This window comes from Longimonas sp. (assembly GCF_040409695.1).
In the GTDB taxonomy this organism is placed as follows: Bacteria; Bacteroidota; Rhodothermia; order Rhodothermales; family Salinibacteraceae; genus Longimonas.
Map to the genome: position 1 here is coordinate 1 of NZ_JARWGJ010000040.1, position 16164 is coordinate 16164.

Annotated in this window: 13 protein-coding genes and 1 tRNA gene; 11 read left to right on the forward strand and 3 right to left on the reverse strand. The window is 62.0% G+C overall.

What is annotated here, in order from left to right; genetic code table 11:
* Window positions 1-38: 38 nt before the first annotated feature.
* Window positions 39-506, reverse strand: coding sequence for a hypothetical protein (locus PPP56_RS02190; protein ID WP_353562346.1), 468 nt, complete (start codon window positions 504-506; stop codon window positions 39-41).
* 352 nt (window positions 507-858) lie between these two features.
* Between PPP56_RS02190 and PPP56_RS02195 the strand changes: the two genes are divergently transcribed.
* Window positions 859-1575 (forward strand): RluA family pseudouridine synthase, encoded by a 717-nt coding sequence (locus PPP56_RS02195; protein ID WP_353562348.1) that lies wholly within the window; start codon window positions 859-861, stop codon window positions 1573-1575.
* 1497 nt (window positions 1576-3072) lie between these two features.
* Here the strand turns inward: PPP56_RS02195 and PPP56_RS02200 are convergent.
* Window positions 3073-3145: transfer RNA gene (locus PPP56_RS02200), tRNA-Arg, on the reverse strand.
* 162 nt (window positions 3146-3307) lie between these two features.
* Between PPP56_RS02200 and PPP56_RS02205 the strand changes: the two genes are divergently transcribed.
* The 6 genes from PPP56_RS02205 to PPP56_RS02230 all read left to right on the forward strand — a co-directional run bounded on the left by PPP56_RS02205 (window position 3308) and on the right by PPP56_RS02230 (window position 9746).
* Window positions 3308-4291, forward strand: coding sequence for an alpha/beta fold hydrolase (locus PPP56_RS02205; protein WP_353562350.1), 984 nt, complete (start codon window positions 3308-3310; stop codon window positions 4289-4291).
* A complete protein-coding gene (locus PPP56_RS02210) occupies window positions 4284-5492 on the forward strand; it encodes an aminotransferase class V-fold PLP-dependent enzyme (RefSeq protein ID WP_353562352.1) in 1209 nt (402 codons plus the stop codon). Before PPP56_RS02205 ends, PPP56_RS02210 begins: the two co-directional genes overlap by 8 nt.
* A gap of 323 nt (window positions 5493-5815) precedes the next feature.
* Window positions 5816-6490 (forward strand): CIA30 family protein, encoded by a 675-nt coding sequence (locus tag PPP56_RS02215; RefSeq protein ID WP_353562354.1) that lies wholly within the window; start codon window positions 5816-5818, stop codon window positions 6488-6490.
* 85 nt (window positions 6491-6575) lie between these two features.
* Entirely contained in the window at window positions 6576-7112 is a 537-nt protein-coding gene (msrA, locus tag PPP56_RS02220; RefSeq protein WP_353562356.1) for a peptide-methionine (S)-S-oxide reductase MsrA, read from the forward strand.
* 325 nt (window positions 7113-7437) lie between these two features.
* Window positions 7438-8529 (forward strand): RNA-guided endonuclease InsQ/TnpB family protein, encoded by a 1092-nt coding sequence (locus PPP56_RS02225; protein WP_353562370.1) that lies wholly within the window; start codon window positions 7438-7440, stop codon window positions 8527-8529.
* Between the two features lie 134 nt (window positions 8530-8663).
* Window positions 8664-9746, forward strand: coding sequence for a PDDEXK family nuclease (locus PPP56_RS02230; RefSeq protein ID WP_353562358.1), 1083 nt, complete (start codon window positions 8664-8666; stop codon window positions 9744-9746).
* Between the two features lie 116 nt (window positions 9747-9862).
* Here PPP56_RS02230 and murA read toward each other — a convergent pair whose 3' ends face one another.
* Window positions 9863-11182, reverse strand: a complete 1320-nt coding sequence (gene murA, locus PPP56_RS02235) for a UDP-N-acetylglucosamine 1-carboxyvinyltransferase (protein WP_353562360.1) — start codon at window positions 11180-11182, stop codon at window positions 9863-9865.
* 182 nt (window positions 11183-11364) lie between these two features.
* Here murA and PPP56_RS02240 point away from each other — a divergent pair, with 182 nt between their 5' ends.
* The 4 genes from PPP56_RS02240 (at window position 11365) to PPP56_RS02255 (ending at window position 15868) form a co-directional block, all read left to right on the forward strand.
* Window positions 11365-12543 carry a cysteine desulfurase family protein gene (locus PPP56_RS02240; RefSeq protein WP_353562362.1) on the forward strand — a complete coding sequence of 393 codons (1179 nt, stop codon included), beginning with the start codon at window positions 11365-11367 and terminating at the stop codon, window positions 12541-12543.
* Between the two features lie 61 nt (window positions 12544-12604).
* Entirely contained in the window at window positions 12605-13279 is a 675-nt protein-coding gene (locus PPP56_RS02245) for a TIGR04282 family arsenosugar biosynthesis glycosyltransferase (RefSeq protein ID WP_353562364.1), read from the forward strand.
* A gap of 506 nt (window positions 13280-13785) precedes the next feature.
* Window positions 13786-14835 (forward strand): class 1 fructose-bisphosphatase, encoded by a 1050-nt coding sequence (gene fbp / locus PPP56_RS02250; protein WP_353562366.1) that lies wholly within the window; start codon window positions 13786-13788, stop codon window positions 14833-14835.
* A gap of 274 nt (window positions 14836-15109) precedes the next feature.
* The gene (locus PPP56_RS02255) at window positions 15110-15868 is read left to right on the forward strand and encodes a hypothetical protein (RefSeq protein ID WP_353562368.1); all 759 of its coding nucleotides are present in this window, start codon (window positions 15110-15112) and stop codon (window positions 15866-15868) included.
* Window positions 15869-16164: the final 296 nt, after the last annotated feature.

Sequence of the window (16164 nt, forward strand, 5' to 3'; positions counted from 1 at the left end):
CGAAGAACGCACACGAAGAACGCATACGAAGGCGGAGATCACGAGTCCGAGGACGGATGCACGGTGAGCTGCCGTACCACGTAGATGCCGTCACGCTGGTAGCGAAACGTTTCGTTTAGGTGCGACGTGGACGTGTCGAGCACCACCTCCACACTGCTGTTTGCAGGCGTGAACACGCGATCGGTGCGGCGCTGCCAGATCCGCAGCGTAAGCGGGTCGCCCGGACGCAGTCCGGCGGTCGATTCGCTGAAGAGGCCAACCTCCCAGACCACGAGCGCCTCGCTCCCGGTGCCCGACCAGGTCAGATGCCCGACGCACTGCCCCGCTGCGTCGATAACGGCAAGCTCGTCGCCTTCGGAGAACGCTTCACCGTCTACGGAAAGCTCGGCTGTTTCTGGAATGATGATGGTGGCGTTTCCGCCTGTAGCTTCCACGCACGACGCAAAGGGCGATGCCCCCACCGGCGACTGCGCAGGCGCAGAGCTAACCCAGGTGGGAAGCGCCAAAAAAAGGACGGCCAAGAGTCCGTACTGGGAACGCAAGGAGATACGCACAGAGACACACGTGGAAGTTGGATGTAGAGGCTATCTATGGGTAGGGTAGATGCAGCAGGGCATGGGTGCAGCGGGGCATGGCAAACATGCACCTTCATGCAGGCACCTTCATGATTGCAGGCGGCAGGCACTCCCGCAAGCGCTCACGCCGCAATCACCCACGTAAACAGGCGCAAGCCGCTGTACGTTAATGGCGCACCGGGGCAAGCTGAGGCAGACTGCTGCGCACAGCAGGCCCACCCAAACAAACCGTGCCCCCGCTCGTCCAACCGGTCCGCTTTTTTCTGCAATCACCCGCCCCCGCATGTCCTCGACCGAGTCGACCCCGTTGCTGCGTAGCGCTGCCGAAACCGACCGGTGGGCCGCCATCGAAAAGCCCGCCGGCATGCTTTCGCAGCCCGACGCCACCGGCAAGCCCAACGTATTCGATATCCTCAAAACGCAGTGGGCAACCGATGCAGACCCCGATCCGTTTGTAGGGCTGGTGCACCGCCTCGACCGTCCCACATCAGGAATCTTGCTTGTGGCCAAAACCTCCGACGCCGCTCGGCAGCTCTCCGACCAGGTGCAGGCGCGCACGATGGATAAGCACTACCTGGCGCTCGTCGAGGGTGCCATGAGCGGCACGGGCACCATGCAAGATGCCATCGCCAACACCGCCACCGGGCCGCAGATCGTCTCGCCCGACCACCCCGACGCCAAGGCGGCCCGCCTCACTTACCAGGCGCTGCGCACCGACAACGACCGTACCCTCGTGCACCTGCAGCTCGACACCGGACGCTCCCATCAGATCCGTCTGCAGTGCGCACAGCGCGGCCACCCGGTCGTGCACGACGGACGCTACGGCGCGTCGGTGCGGGTGCGCAAGCCCGGTATCGCGCTGCACCACTACGGACTCGGCTTCGAGGCGCCCGATTCGCAGCGCATGCAGCGCGTCACCATGCCCGTTCCGCCAATCTGGACGCCCTGGATGACGGATTCGCTCGCAGCACTCGCCGCACGCATCGTTGATCAGTTTTAGCAGCTCCCCAAAACAGACCGCTCAAAACGTGGTGTTTAGAGGGATGCGGGGCCTTGGGTGCATCCCTGGCTGGTCGGTTGCTTTCAGCGCGGCCTGACATGGCCCCCGAGCACGGGGTCGCGCAGGTGCACCTCCCGCCTTTTGTTGAAAACCTGTTTCGCGAGCGAAGAGGAAAAGCGGAAGCTGTTACCGCATGCGTCAGGCAATAGGACAGAATGCCTTCCGAAGATGTGGGTAATCTCCGACTATGAACCTCCATCGTGGTCCAATTTTCGCCGCAGCGGCGCTCGCTCTCGCCATCAAACCAAAACCCAAACAGGCTCTTATTCGGTCAAGGACCCCGCCCTTCGGGCACCCCTCCTTTCCGGGCTGACGCACGGTAGGAGAGGACTCTGTAGCGTCGTGCTATTATAGTAGGGAGCCCCCTACACCTTGTCATTGCGAGGAGCGTTGCGACGAAGCAATCTCATGCGTTGCTGTTCGAGGCAGGCTATTAGCAGCCACCTGTCCAAGATGCCTGCTTGACCGTAGGTGTAGGCGCGTATTGGAAGCTTTGGCCTTCTCGGATATGGGAAGACCCCGGCTCGGAGGCCGGGGTGACTTGGTGGTGGAAGTGTCGATGCGCAAAGGGGCAGACGTGCTTTCCAGAAGAACCCCACACGGTCAAGTCACTTTGGAGATAGCGTATCAAAGCGAAGACTCAGGATCTCCATTCGGTCAAGGACCACCCCGCCCTTCGGGCACCCCTCCTTTCCGGGCTGGCGCCCGGTAGGAGAGGACGCTGCAGCGGAGCCACTCTGCAAGACGGGGCGCAGAAGGAGCCCACCAAGTCCCCCTCGGAGGAGGGGGATTTAGGGGGGGCCGTGACGTGCTAATCTCATGCGTCGCTGTTCGGGGCGGACTACCTTTCCCGACCGCCGGGGATGTGGGCAGTCTTCATATTCGAAAATGGCGGCTCTATGGATACGGAAGACCCCGGCTCGGAGCCCGGGGTGACTTTGTTTTGGGAGGTCAGGGCTGCAGAGGCATACGCGTACTTTCCAGAAAAGCCCCGCAACAGCAAGTCATCCCGGGCGGAGCGCAGCGCAGACCCGGGATCTTTATCCGACTCAGGACCACCCCGCCCTTCGGGCACCCCTCCTTTCCGGGATAGCGCCCGGTAGGAGAGGACGCTGCAGCGGAGCCACTCTGCAAGACGGGTCGCAGAAGGAGCCCACCAAGCCCCCCTCGGAGGAGGGGGATTTAGGGGGATGGATCGTGTCGCTCCGACTGTGGACAGGAAATGCTCCTGGAGTGCAGGCCCATGCCCCCTGTTCGAAGTTCGCGGCCTTGGTGGAGCGCAGGGGTCGCATCCCAAGAGTACTCGTTCGCTGTGCTCCGTCCTCGCGATGACACTTTAAGAGCTGTTGTGTTGTGCCGATAACCGAGAGAAGCGGCCTACCTTGCTACCTTGAACGGTGTCGTTGTAACATCAGCAGAAACGATCGGACGTTGTCGTACCCCCGCCTGGACTCGAACCAGGATTCCGGGCTTAGGAGGCCCGTGTTCTATCCAGTTGAACTACAGGGGCATGTTGCTTTGGAGTAGGAGGGCTACCTCGGGGGAGCCGCCGCGGGTATGTCGGCGCCATGGCAGGTGGCTTTTCCCGGTGCTTCGTATCCCTACGGAATCCCACGCTGCAGGTTGCCAGTAGAGGCGCATCCGATATCTGCTCACGCTTTTCTGCAATGCCATGGCCTCTTCTTCGTTTCCCCGCTGGCTCCGCTGGACGACTGCCGGGGCGGCCTCGGCTGCGCTGGCAATTTCTGCCTATCATCGCAGCCTGCCGCCCCCGCACACGCTCGACCCGGCGCTCAATGCGAACACGCGCATCCTGGAGTCGTCGCAGGGGCGTTTGCATCTCTACCATCGGCCCGGCACAGGCACGCCGCTGGTGTTTCTACACAGCTTCAACGCCGTAGCCTCCCCCATGGAGATGCGTCCGTTATTCGAACACTACGCCGCGGCCACCGACCGTCCGCTCTGGGCGCTCGACTGGCTCGGGTTCGGACGCTCCGAGCGGGCCGACCGTAGCTACGACCCTTCCGTCTACCAGGACGTGCTCTATGACGTGCTCACCGACGCGGTGAAAGCCCCGGCCGACCTGGTGGCGTGCTCGCTTGGCTCCGAGTTCGCCGCGGCCGTTGCCCTGCAGGCCGCCACGCAGGTGCGGCGCTGCGCACTGATTGCGCCGACGGGACTCTCCGCGAACCGCGGCCCATCGCCGTTCGGACGCCTCGCCGTTAAAACCGCCGCTTCGATAGGCGGCTTCACCGGACCCTACTTCTGGCTCACGCGCCCCAAATCGCTGCGCCGCTATCTGGCCGCGCAGGTCTTTCTCGACGACGAGGTGCCGGAGGCGCTCGTGCGTTACGGTGCGCAGACGGCTCGCATTCACGGCGCCCCGTATGCGCCGCGCCACTTTGTAGATGGGTCGCTCTTTCAGCGCGACATTGACACCGAGGTCTACGCCCGGCTCTACCGGCCCACGCTTATCCTCACGCCGCAGACGCCGGATACCACCGTGCAGCGCTTCGACCGGCTGTCTGCGCTGCTCAAGAAGAACCCGCGCTACCTGCAGCACGCCGACGTACCCGGCGGACTCCTTCCACACTGGGAGCGTCCAGAGCCCACTCTCAATGCCCTCGATGCTTTTCTCCTCGCCGATCATGACTGACGCCCCTACCTCGTTCGACGTTGCACGGGCCCGGGCCGATACGCCCGGGTGCACCGACATTCTCCACTTTAACAATGCGGGAAGCGCACTGCCGCCCGAACCGGTGCTTACCGCGCAGACCGAGCATCTGAAGCAGGAGGCCCGCTTTGGCGGATACGAAGCTGCCGATATGGCCGCCGATCGCCTCCAGCATACTTACGTCGCCATCGCGCAGCTGCTGGGAGCCGACGCAGAAGAGATTGCCGTTGTTGAAAATGCCACCCGCGCCTGGGATATGGCGTTCTACGGACTCGACCTGCAGCCCGGCGACCGCATCCTGACCACAGCGGCGTCTTACGCCAGCAACTATATCGCGATGCTGCAGCGCGCCGAGGCGACGGGCGCCGTTGTCGAGGTGGTGCCGGCCGACGCCCACGGCCAGGTCGATACCGCCGCGCTGCGCGACATGATCGACGACCGCACCGCACTCATTGCACTCACGCACATCCCCACAAACGGCGGGCTCATCAATCCAGCTGAAGAGGTGGGGGCCATCGCGCAAGACGCTGAGGTGCCGTTCTTGCTGGACGCGTGCCAGTCCGCCGGGCAGGTGCCGCTCGATGTGGAGGCGCTCGGCTGCACCATGCTCTCTGCCACCGGGCGTAAGTTCCTGCGCGGGCCGCGCGGCACGGGCTTCCTGTATGTGCAGCGCGACTGGATCGAGCGCATCACGCCGCCGCTGCTCGACCTGCACGCGGCTACCCTCACCGGTCCCGACACGTACCGCATCCGCTCTGATGCGCGCCGCTTTGAGAACTGGGAGGGCTACGTGGCTGGTAAGATCGGGCTGGGCGTGGCCGTTGACTATGCGCTGTCGTGGGGGCTCGATGCCATCGCGGAGCGGGTGCAGCACCTGGCGGGGCAGCTGCGCGCGGCGCTCGCCGAGGTGCACGGCGCTACAGTCTACGACCTGGGCGTGCGCAAGAGCGGCATCGTGACGTTTGGCATTTCCGGGTGGGAGGCTTCGAAGATCAAGCACCGCCTGCGCACCGAGGGCATGCATGTATCCGTGAGTACGCCGTCGTCTACGCTCCTCGATGCCGAGGCGCGCACCCTGCCCGATCTGGTGCGTGCGTCGGTGCACTACTACAACACCAAGCAGGAGATCGAGCGCTTCGTGGCTACGCTCCAGCAGCGCTTCCCGGCGCAGGTGCATCGGTAGCGAACACCCGGGATCTCCATCCGGCTGCAGACCACCCCGCCCTTTGGGCACCCCTCCTTTCCGGCTGCGCCGGCAGGAGGGAAAGCAGTAGCGTAGCGCTTCATGCTCCAAGGCAACGCCCCCCACTACACGCGCTCATCCTGACGTCGCAGGCGGAAGGATCTCAGCGCCCCTCGTACACGCCCGGCATGCACCTGCAGGCACAACGCCCCCACCTTGTCATTGCGAGGCCGTGGAGAACCATTCCCGACGCGCGCCATTGTGCAACTGCAATTGCCAGCAAGAAATGCCCAAATTGCTATGCCGGGTGCTGCGTATCCGCCGTGGAACGACTACGGCAGGAGACCCATCACGGCGCGACGGATATTCGAAGACCGCCCGGCGTAGCGCGTCTGGCACCCGGTGGACCCGCAAGTGAATCCGTATTCAACCCGCATCGATCCTACCTCGACATGCCGCTATCTTCCGCATCCCTCCAGCCCCTAATCGACCAGCCGGGCGACTGGCAGTGTATCAACGACCCGGTGATGGGGGGCGCGTCGACCAGTGAGGTGGTACAGGCGGAGGCAGGCGTGCTGGGCTTTCGCGGGCATGTGTCGCTGGCGAACGGGGGCGGATTTGCGTCGGCGCGCGTGGCACACGCAGTAGACCTGTCGGGGGCTACCGGGCTGATGGTGCGCGCACACGGTCCGGTGCGGCGCTATCGCCTTACGCTATTTACCGAGGCGGGCGGGCGCATCAGCTACCGCGTGCCGTTCTGGACGACGCCGCAGTCCGCCGCGCACTACCTGCCGTTTGCGCGGCTGCAGGCCATGCGCCGCGGACGGGTTCGGGCGGATGCGCCGCCGTTCGATCCGTCGGGGGTGTGCGGCATCGGGTTTTTGATCGGGGACAAGCAGGCGGGCGATTTTGCGCTGCATGTGCATGCCATTGCGCCGTATGGATGCCGGCACGCAGCGGACATGGGCAACTCCGAGTCTGGCGCAATCATGTTGTAAGATATGCGGCGGGCGGCAATCTTTCGGGGGATGCGGGCGTGCATACCGTGTCGCTTTATATTCTCCAGCATATAGCAATGCAACTATGGAACAGGCAACATTGGGAGGCGGATGCTTTTGGTGCCTCGAAGCGGTTTATCAGCAGGTGCGCGGCGTGGAGTCGGTCGTGTCGGGCTATGCGGGCGGACACGTGCCGAACCCGACCTACCGGCAGGTCTGCGGCAAAGACACGGGGCACGCTGAGGTAGTTCAGGTTACGTACGACCCTGACGTGGTGTCGTATCGGGCGCTCCTCGAGATCTTCTTTACGATCCACAACCCGACCACCCGCAACCGGGAGGGGGCCGATGTGGGGCCGCAGTATCGCTCGATTATCCTGCACCATGACAAGGCGCAGCAGGAGACAGCCGAGTCCGTTATCGAGGAGCTGAACGCGTCGGTCTTTGACGGCGGCATTGTGACAGAGGTAGAGCCGCTCGACACGTTCTACGAGGCCGAGGCGAACCATCAGGACTACTACGCGAGCAACTCGAACCTGCCGTACTGCCGCGCAGTCATCGATCCGAAGCTGAAAAAGCTGCGCCAGAAGCACGCCGACAAGCTCAGCGGGGCGGTAGCGTAGGCTGGTCGCGAGCCAACCACCTCTCAGTTGCATCTCAGTGAGGCATGACGCATATTCTGAGAACGAGTTTAAGGTTTTGAAAGAAAGCGAAAGAGGTCCTACACCTACGTGTTGCAGATGTAGGATACACCCACTTTTTCGCCTTGGGTAGACGACTCTGTGTTTTGGCATGTACCTCACACGCAGAAAGAAGCTTGGCTCACGTCCAAAGATTGACCGCCTTCGTAAGAGGGCAGGTGCTCTCTGGTCGAGTATCACGGCGCGCTACTGGCGTACTGTCCGAAAGAAGGGCATATGGCTGCATCGCTACTCGATGCAGCGCTGGATGTGTACAGGCTTTGAGGGGCTGCATTCGAACACCGCACAGGCAGTCAATCATGCTTTCTTCGACGCCCTGAACGCGTGGCGGGCCAACCGGAAGCGGGCAGGTACTCGGCCACCACACAAGCAAAAGCGCTACTTCAAGCTCGTTTACCGCCAGTCGTCCATTCGTATCCGAGAGGGCAAGCTCCGCCTCTCGAACGGGCGCGGTGAAGATCCGCTCTGGGTTCGCTGGCCACATCCGAAGCCCTACGAGGTAGAGATCGTCTTCGATGGTAGCGAGCATGTTCTCTGCGCGAAGTATAAGACGGAACTGCAGGCTCGGGCCAAAGCGGATAAGGTAGCGGGCGTAGATCTCGGGGAGGTCCACCTCGCTGTAGCCTACGACGGTGAAGAGACAGTCCTTATGAACGGCCGTAAGCTTCGCGCACTCAGGCAGTACCAGAACCGAATCAAAGCACGCCTCGATGCGAAGCTTAGCCGCAAAGAGCGTGGCTCGAATCGGTATAAGAAGCTCGCATGCTCCAAAACCAAACAGCTTGCCAGGCTTCAGAACCAGATCACGGATCTGCTGCACAAGATGAGTACGCGACTTGTCGAAGCGCTCCATGAGAGAGGCGTTTCTACGATAGCTCTTGGAGATGTGCGCTGGATCCGGTCGGGTCTTCACTACGGCGCTACAGCAAACCAGAGGCTCCACCAGTGGGCGTTTGGCACGCTGCGTCATATGATTACGTACAAGGCACAGCTTCGTGGAATGACCGTGGAACTTGTTAACGAAGCCTACACGAGCCAGACGTGTCCACAGTGCAAATGCCGTAATAAACCCCAAAGCAGAAACTACCGCTGCTCAGCGTGTCGTTTTGAAGGACACCGAGATCAAGTCGGCGCAGCCAACATCCGAGCCAGGTACATGCAAGCCAAGTATCTGGGGGAGGACAGATCGAAGCGGTCTGCTTTGCTCTCGTCTACCCCAGTAATCGGGACGATGGCGTTCCCCACCGGCGTGAGGTACAAACCCCACATGCGGTGCAGACCGCAACGGTGTAGCTCGACAAGTAGCGCTAAGACTTCTGGTAAGGAGTTGCTACATTGAGTCGAGAAAGAGCTCCATGACTTTCGTCAGAGAGTACGTCAGTCGCACCTTAGAGGTACACGTAACGTCCCCACCTGTCGGGGTGCTGTTACGGCGATGCCCTTCAATACCCTTCAATTCAAATCGCATCTGCGATGTCCGACACAATCTACATGAGTGGTCGCGACGGTACGCTTCATCCGCTTTCTGTGGCAGGGTACGAGAACGAGGACAACTTCCAAGATCTGTTGGCCGACCATCCCGATCTGCTGGCGGGCAGCCAGATGAACCCCGAGGAGCCGCGTCGTTGGGTGCTCGTAGACCGCGAGTTCGGCATCGGCGACACGGAAGGCGGAACGCGCTGGGCACTGGACCTGCTCTTTCTGGATCAGGATGGTATCCCCACGCTGGTTGAGGTGAAGCGGAGCACCGATTCACGCATCCGCCGCAAGGTGGTGGGACAGATGATGGACTACGCGGCCAATGCCATTCGCTATGGAGATGTAGATACAATTCGGCGGCTTTTTGATCGCACCCATGCGAATGCCCCCAACGTGCTTGACCAGACGCTCAAGGTAGCGGATGCGGAGGCGTACTGGGATAACGTACGCGACAACTTGAATCAGGGACGCGTGCGCATGGTGTTTGTGGCGGACCGCATCCCCCGCGAACTGCGACGCATCGTTGAGTTTCTAAACGAGCAGATGCGTCCCGCCGAGGTGCTGGCGGTAGCGGTGCAACGGTATACAGATGCGCAAAGCCAGTCATCTGTATTCGTGCCGCGCGTCATCGGGCAAACCGAAGCCGCCGCGCACAAGAAAGGGACGTCTCCGCAAGATTATACCCGCGATGCATTCTTTGCCGAGCTCACATCGAACACCGATCCCGCCACGGTCGGTGCCATGCAAGCGGTGTGCGACCATGTGGATCAGAAGGAGGGGTGCGACCTGCAGGGCACTCCGGGGGGACTGGACATCCGCGTGCACGGCTACAAGCTGTTTCGGATAGGGCCAAACGGCAGCGTGTGGACAACCACGGCGCGAACACGCAAGTTTGTGGATGCAGACGACTGGGCTGCGCTGGTGGACCGGGCGCCTGCCCAGCTCGACCACCCGGACGCGCGCAATGAGCAGCGCCACCCCCAGGGTAGCCTCGCAGAGGTTGAGGATCTATCTGCATGGACAGAGAATGCTACGGCGTTCATCGACTGGTGCGCGCAGAAGGCAGCCGCTCAGTAGTGGCTCCATAAGTTGGCCCTAAGGTCATCAGCAGTCTCCGGATTCGTGAGCGCCTCTGTATCCACCATTACACCCCGCCACACGACCCCGCCACACGACCCCGCCACACGACCCCGCTACGCCGTGCGCTCGGCGACCCGCTCAGGCTCAGAAAACTCGTCGTACTGCTCGCGGTGGATGTCGATGCCGGCCTGCTGCAGCTTCTGCTCCAGGTTCTCGTAGCCCCGGTCCAGGTGGTAGACGCGCAGCACGTCGGTCGTGCCCTCCGCCACCATGCCCGCCAGCACCAGCGAGACGCTCGCCCGCAGGTCGGTGCTCATGACCGTAGCCGCCTTGAAGTCCGTCGGACCGTGAATTGTAGCCGTGTCGCCTTTGACCGATGCATCCAGCCCCATGCGCTGCAGCTCGGGGATGTGCTTGAACCGGTCGTCGTAGATCGTGTCGGTGATGCGCGTGGTGCCGTCGGCATGCGCCATGAGCACGCCCCACTGCGCCTGCAGGTCGGTGGGGAAGCCGGGGTACGTCGCCGTCGCAATCGACGTTGGGCGGATGCGGTCGGGCGGCGTAATGGTGACCACGTCGTCCTCGTACACGACCGTGGCCCCCGTATCGGCAACGTGCTTCTTGAACGCAGCGCCCAGATGCGGGTGGTGTCCGTTTTTAACGCGAAACGGCACGCCCGGCTCGCCAGCAAGCAGCGCCGCCACCATGAACGTCCCCATCTCGATCCGGTCGGGCGTGTTGCGCACCGACACCGGCTCCAGCGCATCCACCCCCTGCACCTCGATGGTGCGGGTGCCGAGCCCGTCGATCTGTGCGCCCATCTGCTTCAGGGTCTCGCCAAACGCCACCACATCAGGCTCCTGAGCCGCGTTCTCGATACGCGACCCGCCCTGGGCCGTCACCGCGCCCAGCAGCAGGTTGATCGTAGCGCCCACGCTCGACGGCTCCATCCGAAACGAGCCGCCCTGCAGACGTCCGTTCGGCGTAGAGGCCACCACGTAGCCCTGGTCGAGCTCGATCGACGCGCCGAACGCCTTCATGCCCTCAAGGTGCAGATCAACCGGACGCGGCCCCCAGGCGCATCCGCCCGGAAGCGACACGCGCGCCTGTCCGCAGCGCCCGACCAGAGCGCCCAGCATGTAGAACGAGGCCCGCATCTTCTTGACGAGATCGTACGGCGCCTCTGGGTGGTCAATTCGGCGTGCATCCACCCGAAGCTGGTGGGCCGATTCGTCGAACGAGACCGATGCGCCCGACACGCGCAGCACGTTCGCGAACGTGTACACGTCGCGCAGCGCCGGAATATTGGTGAGCGTGGTGGTGCCGTCGGCGAGGAGCGCGGCGGCCATAAGCGGAAGCGCGGTGTTCTTTGAGCCGCCAACGGGCAGCGATCCGGTGAGCGGCTGGCCGCCCGTCACAACAAGTTTGTCCATAGGTGGGGAGACTGCATTTTCGCACAACAACGAAGGGGAAACGTTCGTCTTAAAACGTGCATACCGATACTTGTTCGCATCCACGCCTGCAGCCGGACGCGGCCTGCTTCGTTCGCGTTGCAGTGGGCTGCGCTACGTATTTCGCAGGTCCCTTTTTTACTGGATTCGAGGCAGCACGCCCCATGCAGACCAACACGCCATCCGATACCATCTACCTGGATCATGCCGCCAGCACGCCCCTTGGCGAGCCGGTGCTTGAAGCCATGATGCCCTACCTGACCACGCACCACGGCAACCCGTCGTCGGTGCACCGGTGGGGGCGCCAGGCGCGCGTGGCCGTCGAGGAGGCGCGCGAGCGCGTGGCTCGCTGCATTGGCGCCGAGCCGAGCGAGGTGGTGTTCACAAGCGGAGCCACCGAGGCGAACAACTGGGTCTTGCGCAAGCGGCTGGCGGATGCGGGGCCAGGGGCGCACCTTGTTACGTCGGTTGTGGAGCACGAGGCCGTGCTCGAACCGGCGTCCGATCTCGAAGCAGCGGGGCACCGCGTCACCCGGCTGGTCCCCGACCGCTACGGACGCATATCGCCGGATCAGGTCGAGGCAGTGCTGGACGACGATACCGCGCTCGTATCGCTGATGCACGTGAACAACGAAACCGGCGCCCGCACCGACATCCCGGCCATCGCCGAGGTCTGCCACGCCCGTGGCGTAGCGCTGCACAGCGACACCGTGCAGTCGATGGGATTGCTGCAGAACGATGTGCAGGCGCTTGGGGTGGACTACGCTACTATTTCAGGGCATAAGCTCTACGGTCCGAAGGGCGTTGGTGCGCTGTACGTGCGCGGTGGCCACGCCCTGGCGCCCCTCATTGAAGGCGGCAGCCAAGAGCGCGACCAGCGGGGCGGAACCGAAAATGTGGCGGGTGTGGTAGGGCTCGCTGCGGCACTGGAGCAGGCCTACGAGCGGGCGCCAGACGAGTCCGAGCGCCTGGCAGCACTGCAGGAGCTGCTCATGCAGCAGCTGCACGATGCGCTGGGATCGTCCATCGTATGCAATACCCCGCCCGAAGCGGATCACCGCGCGCCCCACATCGTGAACGTAGCCGTGCCGCCGAAAAACGGAGACCGCGTCGACGGCGAGATGCTGATTCTGAACCTCGACATGAAAGGCATCCTGGCTTCAGCCGGGTCGGCCTGCACCAGCGGTACGCTTACGCCGAGCCACGTGCTGTCGGGGATCGGTCTCGACGATGCGACCGCCGCCGCGGCTGTCCGGTTTTCGATGGGCGCCGAAACCACCGAAGCCCACCTGCGCCACGCCGTAGAGGTGCTGCATGCGACCGTAGACCGGATGCAGTCGTAGCATCCGCGCATACGTAGTAGCGCCCCGCCCCGCATCCCTCTAACTCCTGCCCCCTTTGCGCATGCGCAACGCCCTTCTCGTCTTTGCCAAATGGCCGCGCCCTGGACGCGTGAAGACCCGGCTCACTCCGGTTTTGACCGATGAGGAGGCCGCCGCGCTCTACCGGGCGTTCTTGCTCGACCTGCTGGAACAGACGCAGGCGCTTCATGCCGATGTGCTAATTCACTGGGCGGCCCCTGTACCGGCGGGTGAAGACCCGGAGCCGTTTGCTACACGTGCAGACGGCATGCGTGTGCAGAAGGGCAACGCACTCGGAGCGCGCATGCAGCACGGCATCCAGGATGCGCTTTCTGACGGATACGAGCGCGTGGCGGTGGTTGGGAGCGACCATCCTACGCTACCTACGGCCTTTCTGCGGGAGGCCTTCTCGGCGCTGGCACGTCCGAATAGCATTACGCTGGGGCCGAGCTACGACGGCGGGTTCTACCTGATCGGGATGAACGCTTGCTATCCGCAGGTTTTCGCTGATATGCGCTACAGCCACCCCCAGGTGCTAAACCAGACGCTCACGCGCATCGGGCAGACCAGCGCTCGGCTCACGGTGCTGCCGCGCTGGTACGACGTGGATACCCCGGCTGCGCTCCGCCTGATGCTGGCGGACATGGACAACGGGCAGCCGTCGACCCGTCATACCGAGGCGGCGGTCGAAACGCTCGGGCTGCGCTCGCTGGTGTAAGAAGCTGTTTTGATTTCTTAATTTGGGCTCCGAGCGGCTCCGCTGGGCTGCAAATTGCCCCCAATTTCGGCCCGTAGCCCCGGCTACGAACCTCTATCGAGGTTCAATTTTCGCCTCAGCAGCGCTCGCTCTCACCGGCAAACCAAAACCCAAACAGCTTCTAAGACCGCGCACGACCACGCGCTGGCAGCAGGCATTTGAACCAAAACGAAAGGAATCGACATCGGGGAAAGCAAGTGCAGGAGAGGGGCTTACATGTAGTACATGTAGTACGCTACATGCGGACTGGCAATCGCCTAATAATCGCCTGAAAGCGGTCTGCAGGGACGAAGACGACGGGGGCAGCTGAGGGCGCTCCGTGATTTCTGCGTAGAAGCGCTTCCATTTTTTGCAGAAACCCGTTGCATTCGGTTAAGCTAATGTGCACATTGTACATGTGATGCATCCACGAAGCACCGTATTTGCTTCGTTTCCTTTCGTTTTCGTGACCAGGTCCTTTTGATAGCATGAGTGATTCTTCTATCGCCGAGCACGCCGATCTGGGCGACTTCAAAACGCTCGAGCAGTTTATCTTAGAGAAGCAAGACCAGTTTGACCATTCCAGCGGTTCCTTTTCGAGGCTGCTGCGCGACATCAGTGTGGCGGCCAAGATCGTAAACCGCGACATGCGCCGTGCAGGGCTGCTCGATATATTTGGGCAGACCGGCGTCACAAACGTGCAGGGCGAGGTGCAGAAGAAGATGGATGCGCTGGCTAACAAAGAATTCGTACTGGCGCTGAGGCGAGGCGGCGAGTGCTGCCTGATTGGCTCCGAGGAGCACGCCGAGGCCATCCCAATCGATGCAAGCAGCGAGTCGGACGGCCACTACATTGTGCTGATGGATCCGCTCGACGGCTCGTCGAATATCGATGTGAATGTGTCGGTGGGTACCATCTTCAGCATCTACCGAATTCCCGATGAACTGCCACCAAAAGAAGCCACGCTCGACGACGCGCTGCAGCCGGGCACCGACCAGGTGGCGGCTGGATACGTGGTGTACGGCTCTTCGACCATGCTGGTGTACACAACCGGAGACGGGGTGAACGGCTTCACGCTTGATCCCTCCATCGGCGAGTTCTTGCTGTCGCACCGCAACGTAAAAACGCCCGACCGTGGGCGCATCTGCTCAATCAATAGCGGAAACTACCACGCGTTCGACCAGGGGCTGCGCAACTACCTCAACTGGCTACAAGAGTACGACGAAGACGACCCGAACCGTCCGGCCAAGACGCGTTACATCGGGTCGTTTGTGTCGGACTTCCATCGCAACATGATGATGGGTGGCATCTACATGTATCCGGCCACGCAGGGCAACCCTGAGGGCAAGCTTCGTCTGATGTATGAAGCTAATCCGATGGCCTTTCTGATTGAGCAGGCAGGGGGCATGGCCACGAATGGAGAGAAGCGGATCATGGAGATTGAGCCAACGTCGCTACACCAGCGCACCCCGCTCTTCATCGGGAGTCCCGACATGGTGAAGCGTGCCCATGCGTTCCTCAGAGGAGAGCGGTCGTAAGCCCCTCGCTGTAGAGCCGGCTGTCTGGTTGAATGACAGGCTGGTCAGCTGGCTCGTGATAGAAACGTCTATCACTGCCGTGTTTTTAAATAAGTCGGCGAAAATACGTTTACACCTTCTCTAATTCAGGAAGGCGTGCCATTCAAGAGACAGGGGCCGCCATAGTGGGCCCCTACCTCACCGCTCTGCGCGCTTGGTCCGGCTGTTCGCCTCGGGTGTGCAATTGCGACGCCCTGGTCCCGACGTCTGTTGAATCAGTGGTCTATTGTGCTGTATGGACATTGCCGATCTGCCGACGCGGGCTCCTGCGTCGGTGCCTGCCGAATCGCTGTCGATAACCGATCCGCCCCGGTGCACCTTCACAGGGTGGACGCCGGAGGTGTTTGAGATGTTGGCACGGCTTCGAGAGACGCCTCATATCGACCAGTACAATAAAGAGAAGCCGGATCTGCACGAGCTGCTCAAAGACCCGTTCAAGCGCTACCGCGACGACCTGGTCGTAAACTGGGTGTTGCCAAGTCGGCTGGACTTTGAGACCGAGCGCTACGTGTTTAGCCGGCTGCTGAAGAACGATTTCGGGGCTGGCGGATGTCACGATAACCTGTGGATGGCGTTCTATCGCCCGCACACAAAGCGGCTAAAGGACGTTCAAATCTCCCACCGAATCGACCCTGACGGATTCCAGGTGGGTATTTTTGTGGGGGCCCACGCGACCGACCTATTGCGCCAGGCCAAGCAGCGCATCCAGCAGGCCCCTGAAGTGTACCTGCAGCACGTAAACGCATGCCTACGCCGCGATCGATGGCGCTTCTATTACCGCACCGGACGTTCAGAGCCCACCACGCATACCGATCCGCTTGATGCACTCCCCGACGCGGTGCACAACGCCGATGGCATCTGGCTTCGTCGTTTCATGCCGCGTGATCAAGTGCTTGACTGGGGCAGCGATCTTGTTGCCGAAGCACTCAGCGCCGTGCGGCGCGTCTGGCCCATCTACCGGTTCTATCTTTCGGATGCAACCGTAAAATCGTAGACGGGAAAGAGACACTGCAAGTAGGGGGCAGTGGAGAATATTGTGTTGCTATTGGTCTTTGTAATCATTTTCTTTCGTTGATAGGGCGTAGTGTTGCGTAGGCTTACGACTGCCGAGTCCCGTTCCGCGCACGATTGTTGCAGTTCGTATATTGCAGGTCGTAGCGAGGCGTATGCAGATGGCATAGTTAAGTAGCCCAGCAAAAGTACGTTTACACCTTGTCATCGCGAGGAGGGAGCGTGCGACCGACGCGGCGATCTCATGCGCCAGTTAGAGCGGTTTACCCTACTTGGAAG